Raw genomic sequence first — 17,697 nt, 5'->3', positions numbered from 1 at the left:
CGTCTCCCCTGTACGGCGGGACACGCGTGGCGCCCGGCCCGCCCTGGCGGCTCACGGCTCGGATCTCACTGCATCTGGTCGAGCATCTCCGACAGGGCGCTCTTGATCCGCAGCGCCTTCTTGATCTCGTCGGCGGTGACGTAGGGGTACTCCCCGTACTCGATGAAGCTCGGGCAGTGGTGCTCGCGGACGAACCTGACGAACGCCTCGGGGTTGGTCCGCCAGTCCTCGGGGAAGCCCTCAAGGTTCTCGAAGGCCGTGCTCACCCCCGACATGGTGAACAGCGCGACGGCGTCCTCGGTGTACTTGTCGAAGTCGGTGTCGAAGATCCCCTGGTACATGAAACGCGTGTCGTCGTCGAAGAGCACCCAGCGCAGGTAGTGCAGTTTGAGCGGGGCCAGCAGGTGCGGGTCGGCCTCCAGCGCCCTGGCCAGGGTGTGGCCGTGGTCCCTGATCGCCTCGGCCCGCCCCGGTTTGACGTCGGCGATGATCGTGAACCCGTAGCACGCCGGGGTCCTCGGGAAGACGGGGCCGTACTTACCCTGTTCGAGATGGTCGGTCTCCTTGGGGATGACGACCGCCCGAGGAATGATGTCCATGCCCGCTCCCCCTGTCACTCGGTCAGAGGGGAAGCAGGCGAAGCTGCCTGACCTGCAGAATTATCCCATGCCCTGGTCCGGGGACGGCGCCCGCCGTACGGGTTGCGCGGCGGGCGCCCGGTCCCCCGGGGCTATCGCAGCAGCCGCCTCATCGTGGCGATCTCCGCCGACTGGCCTGCGACGATGTCGGCGGCCATCCGCCTGGCCGGTTCGTGGACGCCTTCCGCCTGCTCCTGCCCGGCCATGGCGACGGCGCCCTCGTGGTGCTGGATCATCATCGTCAGGAACGCCCTGTCGAAGGCGGCGCCCTTGAGCCCCTTGAGCTCCTCCATGGCCTGGCCGGACATCATGCCGGGCATGTCGTGGTCCATGGGCATGCCCCGCTCACCCGGCACCTGCGCGCCCCAGGCGGTGAGCCAGCCGCTCATCGTCCGGATCTCCGGCTCCTGGGCCGCCTCGATCTTCCCGGCCAGCTCTTTGACCTGGTCGCTCGCGGCCCGGCCCTCGGCCAGCTTCGCCATCTCCACCGCCTGGCGGTGGTGGGGGATCATCATCTGGGCGAACATGACGTCCTTGCCGTTGTGGTCGGCGGCCGGAGTGGAGGCCGCCGGCGCGTCCGGGGCGGATTCCACGGCGAGTGTGGTGCGCCCGGTGGAGCCACAGCCGGTGGCCGGCAGACCGGCCGCCGCGAGAACGAGTGCGAGAATGACGATGCGCTTCATGACGAACACCCTTCGTGTTCAACAAGGTGAATGAGAAGTCGGCGCTCGACGGTCAGAACGGACCGCCGAGTGCGGCTTCTACACCCGGATCACACAAAGCTGGGCGAGGGTCGGCCCTCTGGGGCGGGCGGTGGGCCCGCGCGGCAGCCCCCGAACGAGCGAGCGGGCCCGCGTCGGCACCGGCCGGCCGAGAACCGTCACGGCGGCGAGGAGCAGGAGTGCCGCTCCGGTGAGCAGGAAGGCCAGGCAGACCTGGCCGCCCATGTGACCTTCGTGGGAGGAGTCCGGCATCGGGGCACCGGCGCCGGAGGCGTGACCGAGCCCCATGGTCAGAACGCTCGCCGTGGGTGCCGGGCCGGGCGAGGGCTGCACCCCGTGCATGACGATCAGTCCGCACAGGACGGCGGCGACCAGCAGCAGCCCGCCCAGCGGGGCGAGTCTGCGAGCCGCGTTGCCCATTGCCACAGTCGTCACACTACCGGCCGCCCGGTCACGAAAGTTCCTCGACGGCGCGCTGGTAGGCGCCCAGGGTGTCGAGGAACATCCGGCGCTGTTCCGGGGTGAGCGGTTCGAGCGCCCTGCGCCAGGCGACGGCCCCCCTGGCCAGCCAGTCGTCGATCGCCGGGCGACCGGCCGCGGCGATGCTGACGATCCTGCGGCGCCGGTCGTCGTCGTCCTCGCGCCGCTCCAGGACGCCCTTGCGGCTCAGCTCACCGACCATCAGGCTCACCGTCGTCGGCGCGACCTCAAGGCGCGCGGCCAGCTCGTTCACCGTCATCGGCCCGTCGAACAGCAGGTAGGACAGCAGCGACAGATGCCGTGGCCCCAGCGCGAGCGACTGGAGCGGCTCGGGGACCGGCAGCCGTTTCGCCCGCCCGACCATGCGCGGCATGAGCAGCAGCAACGCCCGGATCGCGTCGTCGACGCCCAGTCCGGGCCCCTCGTCTCCGCTTGACATGCCCCACCCCTCACAAATTACCTTTGCGAACAAAGATATTTGGCTTCCAAAGCAAATCCATCGTAGTCGTACAGGGAGAATCGATCATGACCATCCTCGTCACCGGCGCCCGGGGCAACATCGGCGGCCGTCTCCTCACCCTGCTCGCCGAGGGCGGCCACCGGGTGCGCGGCTCGGCCAGGGACACCTCCGCACTGCGGCTGCCCGAGGGCGCCGAGCCCGCCGAGCTGGACGTCACCGACCCGCGCGGCGCCGAGCAGGCCCTGCGGGGCGTCGAGACGATGTTCCTCTACCCCACCAGAGGCGAGACCGGTGCCTTCCTGAGGATCGCCGCCGAGGCGGGAGTGCGGCACGTCGTGCTGCTGTCCTCCCCCGCCGCCTACGAGGCCGGGGAGTACGACCGGCCCATCGGCCTCGTCCACCGGGCGGTCGAGCGGGCGCTGGAGGAGTCCGGCCTGCGGCACACCGTGCTGTATCCGAGCTGGCTGGCCACCAACGCCCGCCGAGACTGGGCCGGGGAGATCCGCGCCACCGGGCGGGTCGGCATCGCCCATCCCGACGCGCAGGTCAACCCCGTCCACATCGACGACGTCGCCGAGGTGGCCGCGCGCCTGCTCACCGAGGAGGCGCACCGGGGCCGGAGGCAGGTGCTCACCGGCCCCCGGTCGATGCGCCTGCGTGAGGTCGTCGCGGCCCTCGGCGAGGCCGTCGGCGCGCCCGTCGAGGTGGAGGAGCTGACCGTGGAGCAGGCGCTCGGACGGCGCGACCCCCGGATGCCCGAGCCGGTCCTGCGGACGCTCCTTGAGGTGACCGCCTCGGCCGTCGGCGTTCCCGCGCCCGTCACCAACACCGTCGAACGGATCACCGGCCACCCCGCCCGCGAGTTCGCCGAGTGGGCGAGCGCGAACCGGGCCGACTTCCGATGACGCGGGGGCGCCCCGGCCACGACGGTCCGGAGCGCCCCCGAGCGGATACGGCACCTGTTCTGTGGATCCTCACGTCCACCGCGGCCGCCCAGGCGGCGACCCACGGAACAGGTCCTAGCGCTGGGCCTCGATCATCCAGTGCTGTTCCTCCAGTTTCTGGGTGATCTCGATGAAGATGTCCTGGGTCACCGGATCGGCCTTCTCGGTCTCCTCGACGCGCTCACGCATCCTGCGGATGATCGATCCGAGGATGTCCGTCATCGCGGCGACGACCTTGCCGTCGTTGATGTAACCGGCCTCCAGTTCCGGCAGCTCGCTGGTCTTGGCGAGCGTCGAGGCGCGCCCGTCGGGGTTGCCCCCGAGAGCGACCGCCCGTTCGGCGACGGTGTCGGCGTACTCCCTGGCCGAGGCGACGATCTCGTCGAGCTGCAGGTGCAGCGAGCGGAAATGGTGGCCGATCACGTTCCAGTGGGCCTGCTTGCCCAGCAGCGACAGCTCCAGAAGATCCACGAGCGCGCCCTGGAGCGCGGTGATGACGACCTTCTTGTCCTCGCCCTTGAGCGAACTGGTGATCGCGGACATGTGGTGTCCTCCCCCTGCTTGCAGGATCGGTTTCCGTTTTGTACGGAAACGTCCCTACCCATCAATATGGCCCTTATGTTGACACTGTCATTGCGACAGTGTCACTATCGTCATATGGAATGGACCATCGGTGAGCTGGCGGAGCGGGCCTCCGCCGCGTTGTCCCCGACCGCCCAGCTCAACGGGCGGGTCAGGGACGTGCCCAACGAACGCCTCATCCGGTGGTACGCCACGATCGGCCTGCTCGACCCGCCCGCGTCCCGCCGGGGCCGCGTGGCCCTGTACGGCAGGCGTCACCTGCTCCAGCTCGTCGCCGTCAAACGCCGTCAGGCCGAGGGGCTGACCATCGCCGAGATCCAGGCCGAGCTGGCCGGGGCGAGCGACCAGACCCTTGAGGCCGTCGCCGACCTCCCCCCGCCGGCCTCTCCGAGCTCTCCGGGCCCTCCTGCGGGCCCTGCGGGCGGCGGAGGCGCGCGCCCGAGGTTCTGGGCCGAACCACCCAGGACATCCGCCCCCCGGCCGCGGGCGCGGCCCGTCCCCGCCCAGGTCAACGGCGTACGGCTGGCCGCCGGGGTGACGCTGCTGCTCGACGGCGGACATCCCCTCTCCCCCGGCGCGCTCGCCGACATCGGCGCCGCCGCGGAGACGCTCCTGGCGGTGCTGCGCGAGCACGGCCTTGTCCCCGGCGTCCCCGGCATCCCCGGCAAACCCGACAACCCCGATCACGGAGGGAACCAACCATGATCACCGAGATCACGGCGCTACGCCCCGAGGAGTGCGAGCCGGTCCCCGGCGCCGGTCTCGGGGCCCTCGTCACCGACCGGGGCAACCTGCCGCTGGAGAGCGTCGAGGTGACCGCGGGCGTCTGCGGCCTCGCCGCGGGGGTCGAGGTCGTCCAGACCTTCCGCAACCCGCACGAGGTGGCACTTGAGGCGACCTACGTCTTCCCGCTGCCCGACCGCGCCGCCGTCACCTCCTTCACGATGGAGGCCGACGGCCGGGTCGTCGAGGGCGTCCTGAAGGAGCGCGGCCAGGCCAGGGCCGACTACGACCAGGCCGTCGCCGAGGGCAGGCGGGCCGCGATCGCCGAGGAGGACCGGCCCGACGTCTTCACCATCAGGGTCGGCAACATCGTGCCCGGCGAGCGGGTCACCGTACGCCTCGGGCTCGACCAGCCGCTCCCCTACGAGGACGGCGCGGCGACCTTCCGCTTCCCGCTGGTCGTCGCTCCCCGTTACGTCCCCGGCGTCCCGCTGGACGGTGAACGGGCGGGTGACGGCTGGGCGTGCGACACCGACGCGGTGCCCGACGCCTCCCGGATCACACCCCCGGTGCTGCTGCCCGGATTCCCCGACCCGGTCCGCCTGTCGCTGGCCGTCTCCATCGACCCCGCCGGTCTCGACCTGCGCGAGATCCGCTCCAGCCTGCACGTGGTCCAGGAGGAGGGGAACACCGTACGGCTGCGCCCCGGCGAGCGTCTCGACCGCGACTTCGTCCTGCGCCTGGCCTTCGACGCCTCGACCTCGCTGGCCCTGGTCCCCGACCCCGGGAAAGACCCCGAGGACGGTTCCGGGGAGGGCACGTTCACCCTGACCGTCGTGCCGGGCCCGGCCCAGGTCACGGACAGGGCGAAGGACGTCGTGCTGGTGCTGGACCGCTCGGGCAGCATGACCGGCTGGAAGATGGTCGCGGCCCGGCGCGCGGCGGCCCGCATCGTCGACACGCTCACCACCGGTGACCGGTTCGCGGTGCTGTCCTTCGACACCGTCGTCGAGGGTCCCGAGGGACTCGGCGAGGGATTGTCCGAGGCGAGCGACCGCAACCGCTACCGCGCGGTCGAGCACCTGGCGCGTCTTGAGGCGCGGGGCGGCACCGAGATGCTGGCCCCCCTCGAACGGGCGGCCGGTCTGCTCGCCTCCGGCGGGAGAGGCGGGAGAGACCGTGTCCTGGTGCTCGTCACCGACGGCCAGGTCGGCAACGAGGACCAGATCCTGGAACGGCTCGCCCCCCGCCTGGCCGGGACGCGGGTGCACACGGTCGGCATCGACAGAGCGGTCAACGCCGGGTTCCTGAGCAGGCTGGCCGGGATCGGCGCAGGCCGGTGCGAGCTGGTCGAGTCGGAGGACAGGCTCGACGAGGCCATGGAGCACATCCACCGCAGGATCGGCTCTCCTGTGGTCACCGGCCTGTCCCTGGAGGCCGACGGGCTCGGCCTGCTCCCGGACGGCGTCAGCCGTCTCGACTCGCTCTACCCGGGGGTCCCGCTCGTCGTCAGGGGACGTTACCGGGGCGCCGCCGAGGGTTCGCTGGCCGTACGGGGGACCGACGCCGCCGGGAACGCCTGGCGGCGGCGGGTCGCGGGGAGCGTGGCGGACGGCCCGGCCACCGGGGCGACCCGGGCGATCTGGGCGCGGGAGCGCCTGCGGGCGCTTGAGGACCGCTACGCCGCCGGGGACCACTCCCTGGAGGAGGAGATCGTCGCGGTCTCCCTGAGGTACGGCGTGCTCTGCCGGTTCACCGCGTTCGTCGCGGTCGACAGCCGGGTGGTGGCCGAGGGCGGCCCCGGGCACCGGGTGATCCAGCCGGTCGAGCCGCCCAGCGGGTGGGAGCGGCCGCTTCCCCCGGCGGCGGCGCCGATGTCGCTGACCGGGATGGCCGCCCCCATGAGCGCCGCGCCCGGGTTCGCGGCGGCGAGCTTCGGGGGCGCCCCCGTCCCGCCTCCCGCGCCGGGCGCCGCCGCTCCGCGCTCCGTTGCTCCACGTGTCGCCGCACCCGGCCCCCGCCCCCGGCTCGCCGGCCCCGCCCCGGTGGCTCCTCCCGCACCCGCGCCGCTCGGTGAGCTGCTCGCCGGGGAGCTGCGCGGGCTGCGGGAGGCGGCGTCCCTGCCCGCCGCCGACCGGCTGCGTCATCTGGAGGACCTGGCGGGCAGGCTCGCCGCCCTGGCGGTCTCCCTGGGCGGTCACGCCGGGCTTGAGGCCCTGGTCGCACGGCTCCGGGCGGGCGGGGACGTGGAGGACCTGTGGCGCGAGACCCTCGAAGGGCTGGAGGAGCTGGGCCGTACCGGAAAACGCCGCTCTTTCTGGAGGCGATAACGGCCATTTCTTAGGAGATATAACCTATTTCATATGGAGGGTATAACGCGCCGCCACCACAGGGGATAGCTTCCTCTTATAAGGGTCAGGACGTTATGCGACAGGCGATTAGCCGCAGGTCAGGTTGGTTAAAGTTCCCGCGTGACCAGTCCCATTTTCTCTCTTTGTGATGAATATGTTTCGCGTTCGGCGGCGCTCGACCCGGTCGCCGCCGGAGCGGCGGGCATCGCCGTCGAGTTCGCCGCCGCGTCGGACTACGGCCCGGACGGCCACGCCGCGCGGGCCGCCCTGATCAGCGAGACATTGACCAGGCTCGCCACCCTGCGCCCCCAGGGTGAGGCGGATGTGCGGGCGGCCGCCCATCTGCGGGAACGTCTTGAGGCCGAACGCGCCTGGCACGAACTCGGCGAGCCGCTGCGCGCGGTGCAGGCGCCTTTCGGGCTCGTCAACGACCTGCGTGACAGCGTGGACCTCCTGCCGAACGGCACCGACGACGAGTGGCGTGACGTGGCGGCCAGGCTGGCGGCGATGCCCGAGATGCTGGACGGCTGGCGGACGAGCCTGGAGACCGGCCTGTCCAGGGGACTGCGGGCGGCCCGCCGCCAGGCTCTGGAGTCGGCGACCCAGGCCCGGCTGCTGGCCGACGGCGGCACCCACAATCCGCTGCTCGCCCGGTACGGCGACGGGCCGGTGCGGCAGGATCTGGCCAGGGGGGTCGCCGCCGCCCACGCCGCCTACGCCCGGATCGCCCGCTACCTGCGTGACGACTACGCGCCCATGGCCGAGGAGGCCGACGCGGTGGGCGCGGAGCGCTACGCGGCGGCCGCGAGGATCAGCCTGGGCGCCGACATCGACCTGGTGGACGCCTACGAGTGGGGCTGGGCCGAGCTCGAACGCATCGAGACCGAGCTCGCCGTCGAGGCCGACCGGGTCAAGGCGGGCGCCTCGGTCGAGGAGGCGACGGAGATCCTCAACGACACCCAGTACGTCGTGGGCCGCGACGCCTACCGCGACTGGCTTCAGGAACGCCACGACAGGGCGGTCGAGAGGCTGCACGGCACCCACTTCGACATCGCCGAGCCGCTGCGCCGGGTGGACGTCACGCTGGCCGTCGGCTCCTCCTCCGGGGCGCCCTACTACACCTCGCCGAGTGAGGACCTGTCGCGGCCGGGCCGTACGTGGTGGCCGGTCAGTGAGGACAGGAACCGGTTCGAGACCTGGCCGGAGCTGACCACGGTCTTCCACGAGGGCGTTCCCGGGCACCATCTGCAGTTCGGCGCGACCAAGGTGGCCGGGGAGAGCCTGTCCCGCTTCGGCAGGAACTCCTGGGTGAGCGGGCACGGGGAGGGCTGGGCGCTGTACGCCGAACGGCTGGCCGACGAGCTGGGCTGGTTCACCGAGCCGGGCACCCGCCTCGGCATGCTCGCCGGGTCGGCGCTCCGGGCGGCCAGGGTCGTCGTGGACATCGGCGTCCATCTGGACCTGCCGCTGCCCGACGGGTCGCGGTGGACCTTCGCCAAGGCCTGCGAGGTGCTGGGCGAGCGGGGCAGGTGTGAACCGCACCGCATCCACGCCGAGATCGTCCGCTACTTCGGCTGGCCCGGCCAGGCGATCTCCTACAAGCTCGGGGAGCGGGCCTGGCTGGCCGCCAGGCAGGAGGCCAGGACGCGCCTGGGCGCCGCCTTCGACCTGCGCCGCTGGCACACCTCCGCCCTTGAACTCGGCCCGGTCGGCCTGTCCAGCCTGGCCGAGGCCCTGCGCCGGATCGGCTGAGCGCCGGGTGGCCGGGGAGGGGGCGTCCTCCCCGGCCACCCGTTACACCCATAAAGTGATGGAATGACGGTTCTCGACGGCGGGCTGGCCACACATCTCGAAGCGCTCGGCGCGGACCTGCGCGACGAGCTCTGGTCGGCGAAGCTCCTGATCGAGAACCCCTCGGTGATCCGTCAGGCGCACCTCGACTACTTCGCCGCCGGGGCCGACGTCGCCACCACCGCCAGTTACCAGGCGAGCGTTCCCGCCTTCGTCCGGCGCGGGCTGAGCGCCGTCCAGGCCGAGCGGCTGATCCTGCTCTCGGTACGGCTCGCGACCGAGGCCAGGGACGCGACCGGCCGGGGCGCGGTCGCCGCCAGCGTCGGCCCCTACGGCGCGGCCCTGGCCAACGGCGCCGAGTACACCGGCGACTACGACCTCGACGAGGACGGCCTGTTCGCCTGGCACCGGGACCGCTGGCACATCCTGGCGGGCTCCGGGGCGGACCTGCTGGCCTGCGAGACCATCCCGTCCCTGGCCGAGGCACGGGCGCTGCGGCGGCTGCTCGACGAGACGCCGCAGACCCGGGTGTGGGTGAGCTTCTCCTGCCGCGACGGCGGTCACATCAGTGACGGCACCCCGCTGCGCCAGGCCGCCGCGCTGTTCGCCGGTCACCCGGGGGTGGTCGCGGCCGGCGTCAACTGTGTCGCGCCGAGCCACGTCCCCTCCCTCATCAAGGAGGTCACGGACGTGCCCGTGGTGGTCTACCCCAACTCCGGTGAGACCTGGAACGCCGCGGAGCACCGCTGGGAGGGCCTGGCCGACCCCGCCGAGTACGGCGCCGCCGCCGCGGAGTGGCACGCGGCCGGTGCCTCCTTCGTGGGGGGCTGCTGCCGTACGACGCCCGAGCACATCCGCCGGATCCGTGAGCGTCTGCCTGACTGAGCGGCGCTCAGCCCCGGCCTCCCTTGGCCGCCTCCCTGGCGGCACGGGCGGCCTCGACCTTGGCGCTCGCTGCGTACTTGTCGACGTACTCCTGGCCGGACAGCTCCATCAGGGCGTACATGATCTCGTCGGTGACGGCGCGCAGGACCAGGCGGTCCTCCTCCATCCCGTAGTAACGGGAGAAGTCGAGCGGCTTGCCGAACTTCACGCCGGGGCGGATGCCGAGCCTGGGCAGGGGGCGCCCCGGCGGCATCATCTCGAAGGTGTTGACCATCGCCCACGGGATGACCGGGACACGCGACTCAAGCGCCAGCCTGGCCACGCCGGTCTTGCCCTTGTAGAGGCGCCCGTCGTGCGAGCGGGTCCCCTCGGGGTAGATGGCCAGGACCTGCCCCTCGGTCAGGATGCGCTTGCCGGTGCGCAGCGCCGCCTCGCTGGCCTTCCCGCCGGAGCGGTCGATCGGGACGGTGCCGACGCCGCTGAAGAAGGCCCGGCTGAGCACGCCCTTGATCCCGCGTCCGGTGAAGTAGTCGGACTTGCCGAGGGAGATGACCTTTCTGGGCAGGAACAGCGCCCCGAAGAAGTGGTCGGCGAACGACAGGTGGTTGCCGGCCAGGATCACCGGGCCCTCTCTCGGCACGTTGTCCACCCCCTCCGCCCACGGGCGGAAGATGAAATGGAGGAAGGGCCAGAGGATGGCCTTCACCACCCAGTAGAACACGCGAGGCTCCTTCGGTCGGCATGTGGGACCTGGAGCAATCCTCCCACCTCCCGGACGGACCACCTACATCGCCAAACCACACATATCGACCTCTCGCAAAACACGCCCCAGTCGTGCGACGATCGGGCGAACCTTACAAGGAGCTGCGATGCCAGTCATGCCCGGCGCGGAGCCGTACCACCACAGAGGGGGACGGGTCGGGGTTCTGCTCTGTCACGGATTCACCGGGTCGCCGCAGTCGCTGCGTCCCTGGGCGGAGCACCTGGCCGCCGCGGGCCTGAGCGTCGAGCTTCCCCGGCTGCCCGGCCACGGCACCACCTGGCAGGAGATGAGCCACACCCGCTGGGAAGACTGGTACGCCGAGCTGGACAGGGCGCTGGCGGGCCTACGCGGCCACTGTGACGAGGTCTTCACCGCCGGGCTCTCCCTGGGCGGCTGCATGGCGCTGCGGCTGGCCGAGGTGCACGGCACGGGCATCAGGGGGGTCGTGGTCGTCAACCCGTCGATCGCCAACGACGTCCCCATGCTCGCCCTGGCGCCGCTGCTCGGGCTGTTCGTCTCCTCGGTGCGGGGCGTGGCCGGGGACATCAAGAAGGAGGGGGCGAGGGAACTGGGCTACAGCCGTACCCCGGTCAAGGCCGCCGCCACCCTCCCCCGGCTGTGGGCGCTGACCCAGTCGGAACTGCACAAGGTCACCCAACCGGTACTGGCTTTTCACAGCCCGCAGGACCATGTGGTGAAACCAACTAGTTTGCGCATTTTGCGTGAAAAGCTAACCGGGGGGAACCTTGATGTTGTGGAACTCAACGACAGTTACCACGTCGCCACCCTCGACAACGACGCGGACCGGATCTTTGCGGGGAGCCTGGAGTTCATCAACGCGAACGCCTCTGTACCCTTGCAGGGAGAGTGAAGGCAGGCGGGGCATGCGTGGTCTCCGGGAGGGACGGGCCAGCTAAGTGACACCCCAGAGCGATGAGGACGAGGTCTGGCGTCAGATCGTCGCCTCCTTCAACGACACCTCCGAGCTGGACTCGGCCGATCAGCCGTGGCCGGACAGCGAGAACCTCCCCGCCGGCCCTCCCAGGAGGGTCGTCAAACCGCCGGAGGAGGCGCGCCAGCCGCTGCCCGAGGAGTTCGCGGGCCTCGGCCGGGGCGGCGAGGCGGAGACCGAGGACGACGAGGGGCACTACGTCCCTCCGCCACCGCCTCCGCTGCCCAAGACCGACACCGCGACCAAGCTCGCGTGGCTGGCCCTGTTCGGCGGCCCCGCCTACCTGCTGCTGAGCGCGGCGCTGAGCTGGCGGCTGCAGGGGTGGATGCTGTTCACCGCCGTGGCGGCCTTCATCGGCGGCTTCGTGGCGCTGGTCGTGCGGATGGGCGACGGCCCGCCGACCGACGGCTGGGACGACGGCGCCGTCGTCTGAGGACGGGCCGACGCAACGGCCCGGCTCCGATCCCGCGCGCCCCGGCAGCCGGGGCGGGCCTCAGGGCTCGACCGGCCGCCCGGCCGCGCCGAACCGCTCGACCACGTCTGTGTAGCGGCCCGAGGCGTCGACCACGTGGCCGACGGTCCACACCGTCCCGGTGGCCGTCAGGTAGGTCACCGACTGCAGCCTGATCGTCCTGGGGGCCGCGCCGTCCGCGCCGCGCACCGTCTTGACCCTGTGACCGTCGTAGGTGAGCAGGAACGCCTCTCCCGGGCGCTCCATGTCCACACCGGAGATCCAGAAACGGCCCTTCCTGTCGCCGGTCACGCCGTACAGGCGCACGTCGTCGCCGGGGGCCTTCACCCTCGACCAGCGTTTGCCGTTCCACGACAGGATCAGCGGGCCGACCCCGCCCGACCTCAGGTAGACGCCGCCGACGGCCAGCGCCCGCTTCGGCGAGTCGAAGTAGACATCCCGCAGGTAGCCGCCGGGCACCGCCGGGACGGAGACCTGCTTCCAGCGGTTCCCCGACAGCCGGACGACCAGCGGCCCCGTGCCGGTGTCGCCGACCGCCAGCCCGTCGCCCTTGCCGGACAGCGCGACGCCGTACAGGGTGCCCCTGCCCTTGATCTGGGTGAGCTTCCACTTCGTGCCGGTCTGGGTGAGGACCAGCGGCTGCTCGCCCCGGCGGCCGACCGCGGCCATCCGGCCGGGGAGCGCGGCGACCCCGGCGAGCCAGTCGCCGACGTGCAGCTTGTCGACGACCACCCGGTCGAAGGTGGTCCCGCTGCCCGAGGCGAGGTACGGCAGGCCGTCGTGGCCCTCACCGACCGCCCACACCTGGCCGGGCGCGGCGGCCACCGAACGCAACAGCCCCGCGCCCGTCGGATCGTTGCGGATGCCGACCTCGGTCCAGGTGCTGCCGTTCCAGTGGGTGAGCGCGCCGCGGCTCTGCCAGATGTCCCACACGCTCTCCTGGCCGACCGCCCAGATGTCGGAGGCCGAGACGCCCGCGACGTCGGACAGCGATCCGTCGCTGCTCAGCCGCGCGCTCGTCGGCGCCTGCCACGCCTCCGCGACGGAGGCGGGACGGGGGTCGGCGTGGGCGGGCGGCGACAGAGAGGCCGTCAGGAGCAGTCCTCCCGCGCACAGCGCCAGCGCACGCCGCGGAAGGCGACGGGTCATGCCCCAAATGGTACGGCGCCCGGCACGGCCCGTGTGCGTGCCCGCTGTAGTTGCCCTCCCGACGGAGATCTCGGGGAGAGGCCCCGGCCCCGTCCTTTCCCGATCTCGGCGCCCCGTCGCGCCCCTCAGCCGGGTCTCTCGCCGGAGAACGACAGCTCCGCGAGCACCGGCAGGTGGTCGGTCGCCAGCCGCAGGTCACCGGGATCGGCCCCGGCCACACCGCAGGAGACCACCCGCGCCCCGGGCGCCGCGAAGACCGCGTCGATGCGCACGCGCGGCGCCCGCGAGGGGAAGGTGAGGCCGTCGCCGCGCGGCGCGAGCGGGTAACAGTCGGTCAGCCGTTCCGTGATGAGCCGCCAGGCCGGCTCCCCCGCCTCCTCGTTGACGTCCCCGGCCAGCACGGGCAGCGCGCCGAAGCGCTCGGCGACCTCCCCGAGCATGGAGAGCGCCTGGCCCGCGTGGTGGGCCCTCGCGGCCGGGTCGAGGTCGAGGTGGACCGAGCCGACCGCGACCCGGTGCCCGCCGTACTCCACGACGGCCATCGCGATCGCGCGCTGTTCGAGGCCGGGAAAGAACCGCAGCAGCCGCCCCCGCCCGTGCAGCGGCCGTACGGCGGGGCCCGTCAGCACCGCCACCCCGCCCAGGCGGCGGCCCGCGACCACGGACATGCCTCCCGAGGCGGCCAGCCGCCCACGTCTGCGGCGCCAGCGCCAGAACCTCGGCGCCTCCTGCACGCACAGCACGTCGGCGCGCAGGGCGGTGATCACCCGCCCGAGCGCGGCCTGGTCGTCCTTCATCGAACGGACGTTGTAGGTGGCGATCCTGAGCGGCGCCGTCGGCGGCTCCCTCAGCGGATCCTGGCCAGGTCCGCGGCTCCGACCAGCCCGGCGGAGGCGCCGAGCTCCGCCAGGCGGATCTCGGCGATCGGGCGGTGCCCCCGGCCGGTCACGTTGGCGGCGAACGCCTCCCTGACCCGGTCGATCCACAGGTCGGCGGCGGTCGAGACGCCCCCGCCCAGGACGAAGCAGCCGGGGTCGAGGATCGCGGTCAGGTCGCACAATCCCTGGGCCAGCCAGTCGGCCATCGAGGAGAAGGCGGCGAGCGCGGCGTCGTCGCCCCTCCTGGCCGCCTCGGTCACGAACCTGCCCTCGATCAGCTCCGGCGTCCCGCCCGCGAGTTCGAGCAGCGTGGCGGCGCGGCCGGGATCGGCGCCGGCGATCAGCCTGGCCTCGGCGACCAGGGCGTTGCCGCTGGCGTACTGCTCCCAGCAGCCGAGGTTGCCGCAGCCGCACAGACGGCCCTCGGGGACGACCTGCATGTGGCCCAGCTCGGCTCCCATGCCCCAGCGGCCGCGGAAGAGCGCGCCGTCGAAGACGATGCCGCCGCCGATGCCGGTGCCGACCGTGACGCACACCAGATGGCTCTCGCCGCGTCCCGCGCCGAACCTCGCCTCGCCCCACGCCATGGCGTTGGCGTCGTTCTCCACCACGACGGGCAGGCCGACCAGGGCGGAGACCTTCTTCTGCAGCGGCTCCTCGCGCCAGGCCAGGTTGGGCGCGAAACGCACCAGGGAGCGCGTCTCGTCGACGAAACCCGCGGCGCCGAGCCCGACGGCCTCGACCTCCCGGCCCTCGGCCAGCTCCCCGACCACCTCGGCGATGCTCTCCGCGACCCGTTCGGGGTCGGTGGCCGGGGTCGGCCGCAGGAGATGCTCGACGATGCGGCCGTCCTCGTCCACGACGCCCGCCGCGATCTTGGTGCCGCCGATGTCAACGCCGATGGTCAGCGCCATTACCCGTCCTCTCTCCCCGGACTCATCCCAGGTCGATGTGCTCCACAGGGGTCTCCCGCTCACGCTCACGCGCCCGCTGCCCCGGCGAGGGCCGGTTAAGCCCGTCGACGGCCGACCTGAACGCGGCGAAGAGCTCACTGCCCGCCTGCGTCAGGTGATCGACGACCGCGCCGCCCGCCTCGCGCTGCGCGGCCATCGCCCGGCAGACGGGGCAGGCCCGGCAGATGTACTCGTCGTGCTCGGAGACCGCCTCCTCCCACACGTCCCGGCTTCTCCCGCCACCGGTGAAACCACCGGTGAAGGCGCCGCCGAGCCCGCCGATCGTGCCCTTGACCAGGCCCTTGCGCAGCTCTTTGGCCGCCTTCTGCTGGATCGTCTCGAAGAGTTTGAACGCCTCCTCGGCCGCGTTGCCCAGCGGGTCCCTGCCGTCGCCCGTGGCGCCGGTTCCCGTCGTCGTGTTCTCGGTCTTCTCAGTCATCAGGCCCTCCCGTCTCGAACCGTACCCGGAGAAGGCCGTCGCGGAGCACCGCCTCCCGTACGGCTCTGCGCGCCAGGGCCGCGGGCAGCGCCAGAACCCTGCGGTGGAAGCCCGCGTCGACGATCAGTTCGTCGCCCTTGCGCGCCACGTTCACCTGGCTCCTGTCGGCCAGCGGCAGCGCCAGGACGAGCTCTCCCTCCGGGGTGATCCGCAGCGGCGGATCGCCCTGCGGCGGGGCGAACGGATCGGCCTGGCCGTACATGGCCTCGGCGACCCGGGCCAGGGCCGCGGGGCCGACGGGCTCGGCCTCAAGGTAGGGGACCGTGTGCACGGGCAGCGGGGCGAAGGACTCGGCGACCTCGGCCAGCCGCGCCGCCTGGGCCCGCACCCACCCGCTGCGCCACGGGTCGGCGCCCTCACCCGGGAAGACCCGGTTGGCGATCACCGCGTCCACGCGGTAGCCGTACAGACTGAGGGAGGTGAGCGTACGGCGGGCCTCGGCGAGCACGACCGCCTCGGGGGTGAGCACGAGCCGGACGCTGGCCGAGGGGCCGGTGAGCAGCTCGCGGACCTCCAGCAGGCCGCGGTGGAACCGTTCCCCCGCTCCGATCACCTGGTCGTCGGGGACGCTGACCTGGGCCACCCTGCGCACCAGCGGCGCGACCGCGCGCAGCAGCCGCCTGCCCGCGGGCAGCAGCCGGTTGACGTGCCAGTCGAGGGCCTCCGGCAGGGCGAGCAGCCTGAGCGTCTCGGCGGTCGGCGCGCAGTCGACGACGACCACGTCCCACGCCCCGGCGCGGGCGTGCTCACGCAGCTGCAGCAGGGCGAGGACCTCCTCGGCGCCGGGCAGCACCGTGATCTCCTCGGCGGTGATCTCGTCGAGGCCGAGTTCGGCGAACAGTCCCCTGGCGTAGTCGCGCAACTCGCCCCACTGGCGTTCGAGCGCCCGCTGGGTGTCCACCTGGTGCAGGTAGAGCCCGGGGACGACCTCGGCCGGCTCACCCTTGGCGTCGACGCCGAGCGCGTCGGCGAGCGAGTGGGCGGTGTCGGTCGAGACCACGATCGTCTTCAGACCCTCCCCTGCCGCCCGTACGGCGGTCGCCGCCGCCGCGGTCGTCTTGCCGACACCACCCTTGCCGGTGAACAGCAGGATCCTGGTCACGAACCCTCCCCCTGGGTCAGGAACCCTCGACGCGCTTCTTCAACCCTCTCAGGGCGGTGTCGATGATGACCTTCTCCGCCTTACGCCTGACCATGCCGATCATCGGAACCTTGAGATCGACCGCCAGCTCGTAGGTCACCTCGGTGCCGCCACGCGTCTCGGTCAGGCGGTAACTCCCGGTGAGCCCAGAGATCATCCTGCCCGTCTCGGTGACACTCCAATCGACGGATTCGTCCCCGTGCCAGACGTAACCGAGGGTGTACTCGTCGCTGATCACCCCAGCGTCCAGGGAGAACCTGACGGTCTCCGGCAGGCCGTCGGACCCGGTGGACAGGACGCGCGCCGTTCTCACCTGTCCCGCCCACTCGGGATACGCCGGGAAGTCGGCGATCACCTTCATGACAGTGGGCCGGTCTGCGGCGATGACGATGTTCGAGGTGGTGCGGTCAGCCATGGGTTCACCGTACTCTTTCGACCGTTCCGCGACGATCTCCGGCTCACCACTCAAGCGCGAAGGGCACTCCCCTGCCGCGGAAGTGCCCGACGTTGAGGCACTCGGTCCTGCCGACGCGGGTGCGGGCGGCCAGCGGCTGGTGGACGTGGCCGAAGAGCGCGTAGCGCGGCTGGGTGCGCCTGATCGCCTCAAGGGTGGCCTCGCTGCCCCGCTCGAAGCGCCGGGCGACCACGTCGTAGAGCAGTTCGGGGATGGCCGGGGGGATGTGACAGCACAGCACGTCCACCTCGCCGACCGCCTCGACCTTGCGCGCGAACTCCTCGTCGTCGATCTCGTTCGGCGTCCGGTACCGCGTGCGCAGCCCACCGCCGACGAAGCCGAAGCGCAGGCCGCCGATCTCGACGCTCTGCCCGTCGAGCACGTGGTGCCCGTGCCGGACGTAGTCCGGCCAGTAACGCGGCACGTCCACGTTGCCGTGGGTGATGTAGGCGGGCGTCGGCATCGCGGCGAAGATCTCGGCGTACTGCCCGCGCACCAGGCGCTCGATGTGGTCGGCGGGATCACCGTCGAGCGAGGCCCACAGCTCGGCCGTCATCCGTCTGGCCTCGTCGAAGCGGCGGGCCGTCCGCAGCCCGACGAGCCTCGTCGCCGCCTCGGCGCCGAACAGCTCGGGGAAGATGCCCTGGGAGTGGTCGGCGTAGTCGACGAACAGGATCAGGTCTCCCAGGCAGACCAGCGCGTCGGCGCCGTCCGCCGCGCGGGCCAGGGCGTCCGCTCTTCCGTGTACATCGCTGACGACGTGGACCCGCATTCCGCCATCCTAGGTCGCCCGCGCCCCGCCGTCCCGGATGCCGTCTCGGGCGCCGCGACACGGACGGCCGGACATCGATCAGGAGGTC

At 72.1% G+C, this 17,697-nt stretch carries 20 protein-coding genes; 7 read left to right on the top strand and 13 right to left on the bottom strand.

The features are described 5' to 3' along the window. Positions 1-65 precede the first annotated feature (65 nt). The 4 genes from ACIBVQ_RS02560 to ACIBVQ_RS02545 form a co-directional block, all read right to left on the bottom strand. Positions 66-599, bottom strand: coding sequence for a hypothetical protein (locus ACIBVQ_RS02560; RefSeq protein WP_352008879.1), 534 nt, complete (start codon positions 597-599; stop codon positions 66-68). A 131-nt stretch (positions 600-730) separates the two neighbouring features. Next, positions 731-1,321 (bottom strand): DUF305 domain-containing protein, encoded by a 591-nt coding sequence (locus ACIBVQ_RS02555; protein WP_399175140.1) that lies wholly within the window; start codon positions 1,319-1,321, stop codon positions 731-733. A 78-nt stretch (positions 1,322-1,399) separates the two neighbouring features. After that, positions 1,400-1,780, bottom strand: a complete 381-nt coding sequence (locus tag ACIBVQ_RS02550) for a DUF6153 family protein (protein ID WP_386190058.1) — start codon at positions 1,778-1,780, stop codon at positions 1,400-1,402. A gap of 31 nt (positions 1,781-1,811) precedes the next feature. Beyond that, positions 1,812-2,279 (bottom strand): MarR family winged helix-turn-helix transcriptional regulator, encoded by a 468-nt coding sequence (locus ACIBVQ_RS02545; RefSeq protein WP_352008876.1) that lies wholly within the window; start codon positions 2,277-2,279, stop codon positions 1,812-1,814. Positions 2,280-2,365: 86 nt separating this feature from the next. Between ACIBVQ_RS02545 and ACIBVQ_RS02540 the strand changes: the two genes are divergently transcribed. Continuing rightward, a complete protein-coding gene (locus tag ACIBVQ_RS02540) occupies positions 2,366-3,205 on the top strand; it encodes an NAD(P)H-binding protein (protein ID WP_399175138.1) in 840 nt (279 codons plus the stop codon). 114 nt (positions 3,206-3,319) lie between these two features. Here the strand turns inward: ACIBVQ_RS02540 and ACIBVQ_RS02535 are convergent, their stop codons facing one another. Further along, positions 3,320-3,787 (bottom strand): Dps family protein, encoded by a 468-nt coding sequence (locus ACIBVQ_RS02535; protein ID WP_399175136.1) that lies wholly within the window; start codon positions 3,785-3,787, stop codon positions 3,320-3,322. Positions 3,788-3,901: 114 nt separating this feature from the next. Here ACIBVQ_RS02535 and ACIBVQ_RS02530 point away from each other — a divergent pair, with 114 nt between their 5' ends. From ACIBVQ_RS02530 to mmuM, 4 genes are all read left to right on the top strand, one after another. Then, positions 3,902-4,531, top strand: coding sequence for a MerR family transcriptional regulator (locus tag ACIBVQ_RS02530; protein ID WP_399175134.1), 630 nt, complete (start codon positions 3,902-3,904; stop codon positions 4,529-4,531). Continuing rightward, the gene (locus ACIBVQ_RS02525) at positions 4,528-6,879 is read left to right on the top strand and encodes a VIT domain-containing protein (protein ID WP_399175132.1); all 2,352 of its coding nucleotides are present in this window, start codon (positions 4,528-4,530) and stop codon (positions 6,877-6,879) included. Before ACIBVQ_RS02530 ends, ACIBVQ_RS02525 begins: the two co-directional genes overlap by 4 nt. 141 nt (positions 6,880-7,020) lie before the next feature. Then, positions 7,021-8,652 (top strand): DUF885 domain-containing protein, encoded by a 1,632-nt coding sequence (locus ACIBVQ_RS02520; RefSeq protein WP_352008871.1) that lies wholly within the window; start codon positions 7,021-7,023, stop codon positions 8,650-8,652. 63 nt (positions 8,653-8,715) lie between these two features. Next, entirely contained in the window at positions 8,716-9,576 is an 861-nt protein-coding gene (gene mmuM / locus ACIBVQ_RS02515; protein WP_352008870.1) for a homocysteine S-methyltransferase, read from the top strand. Positions 9,577-9,583: 7 nt separating this feature from the next. Here the strand turns inward: mmuM and ACIBVQ_RS02510 are convergent, their stop codons facing one another. Continuing rightward, complete coding sequence (locus ACIBVQ_RS02510) at positions 9,584-10,297, bottom strand: lysophospholipid acyltransferase family protein (RefSeq protein ID WP_352008869.1); 714 nt, start codon at positions 10,295-10,297, stop codon at positions 9,584-9,586. Positions 10,298-10,445: 148 nt separating this feature from the next. Between ACIBVQ_RS02510 and ACIBVQ_RS02505 the strand changes: the two genes are divergently transcribed. Together ACIBVQ_RS02505 and ACIBVQ_RS02500 are read left to right on the top strand one after the other, a co-directional pair. Continuing rightward, positions 10,446-11,210 carry an alpha/beta fold hydrolase gene (locus ACIBVQ_RS02505; RefSeq protein WP_352008868.1) on the top strand — a complete coding sequence of 255 codons (765 nt, stop codon included), beginning with the start codon at positions 10,446-10,448 and terminating at the stop codon, positions 11,208-11,210. Positions 11,211-11,256: 46 nt separating this feature from the next. Beyond that, positions 11,257-11,724 (top strand): hypothetical protein, encoded by a 468-nt coding sequence (locus ACIBVQ_RS02500; RefSeq protein WP_362775318.1) that lies wholly within the window; start codon positions 11,257-11,259, stop codon positions 11,722-11,724. A 60-nt stretch (positions 11,725-11,784) separates the two neighbouring features. Here ACIBVQ_RS02500 and ACIBVQ_RS02495 read toward each other — a convergent pair whose 3' ends face one another. From ACIBVQ_RS02495 to ACIBVQ_RS02465, 7 genes are all read right to left on the bottom strand, one after another. Next, positions 11,785-12,912: a hypothetical protein gene (locus ACIBVQ_RS02495; protein WP_362910508.1), complete on the bottom strand. Its 1,128-nt coding sequence runs from the start codon at positions 12,910-12,912 to the stop codon at positions 11,785-11,787. A 125-nt stretch (positions 12,913-13,037) separates the two neighbouring features. Then, positions 13,038-13,709, bottom strand: coding sequence for an endonuclease/exonuclease/phosphatase family protein (locus ACIBVQ_RS02490; protein WP_399175129.1), 672 nt, complete (start codon positions 13,707-13,709; stop codon positions 13,038-13,040). 50 nt (positions 13,710-13,759) lie between these two features. Then, positions 13,760-14,704, bottom strand: a complete 945-nt coding sequence (locus ACIBVQ_RS02485; RefSeq protein WP_352008864.1) for an ROK family glucokinase — start codon at positions 14,702-14,704, stop codon at positions 13,760-13,762. Positions 14,705-14,726: 22 nt separating this feature from the next. Next, on the bottom strand, positions 14,727-15,182 hold the full coding sequence (locus ACIBVQ_RS02480) for a DUF5304 family protein (RefSeq protein ID WP_352008863.1): 456 nt from the start codon (positions 15,180-15,182) through the stop codon (positions 14,727-14,729). Continuing rightward, entirely contained in the window at positions 15,175-16,344 is a 1,170-nt protein-coding gene (locus ACIBVQ_RS02475) for a TRC40/GET3/ArsA family transport-energizing ATPase (protein ID WP_352008862.1), read from the bottom strand. The genes ACIBVQ_RS02480 and ACIBVQ_RS02475 overlap by 8 nt, the downstream gene beginning before the upstream one ends. Positions 16,345-16,360: 16 nt before the next feature. After that, the gene (locus ACIBVQ_RS02470) at positions 16,361-16,798 is read right to left on the bottom strand and encodes an SRPBCC family protein (protein WP_352008861.1); all 438 of its coding nucleotides are present in this window, start codon (positions 16,796-16,798) and stop codon (positions 16,361-16,363) included. Positions 16,799-16,841: 43 nt separating this feature from the next. Continuing rightward, positions 16,842-17,609 (bottom strand): metallophosphoesterase, encoded by a 768-nt coding sequence (locus ACIBVQ_RS02465; RefSeq protein ID WP_352008860.1) that lies wholly within the window; start codon positions 17,607-17,609, stop codon positions 16,842-16,844. Positions 17,610-17,697: the final 88 nt, after the last annotated feature.

The sequence above is a fragment of the Streptosporangium sp. NPDC049376 genome (assembly GCF_044466505.1).
Classification (GTDB): domain Bacteria; phylum Actinomycetota; class Actinomycetes; order Streptosporangiales; family Streptosporangiaceae; genus Streptosporangium.
The sequence above is the reverse complement of the archived record's forward strand: the minus strand, read 5'-3'. Positions and strand labels throughout refer to the sequence as shown.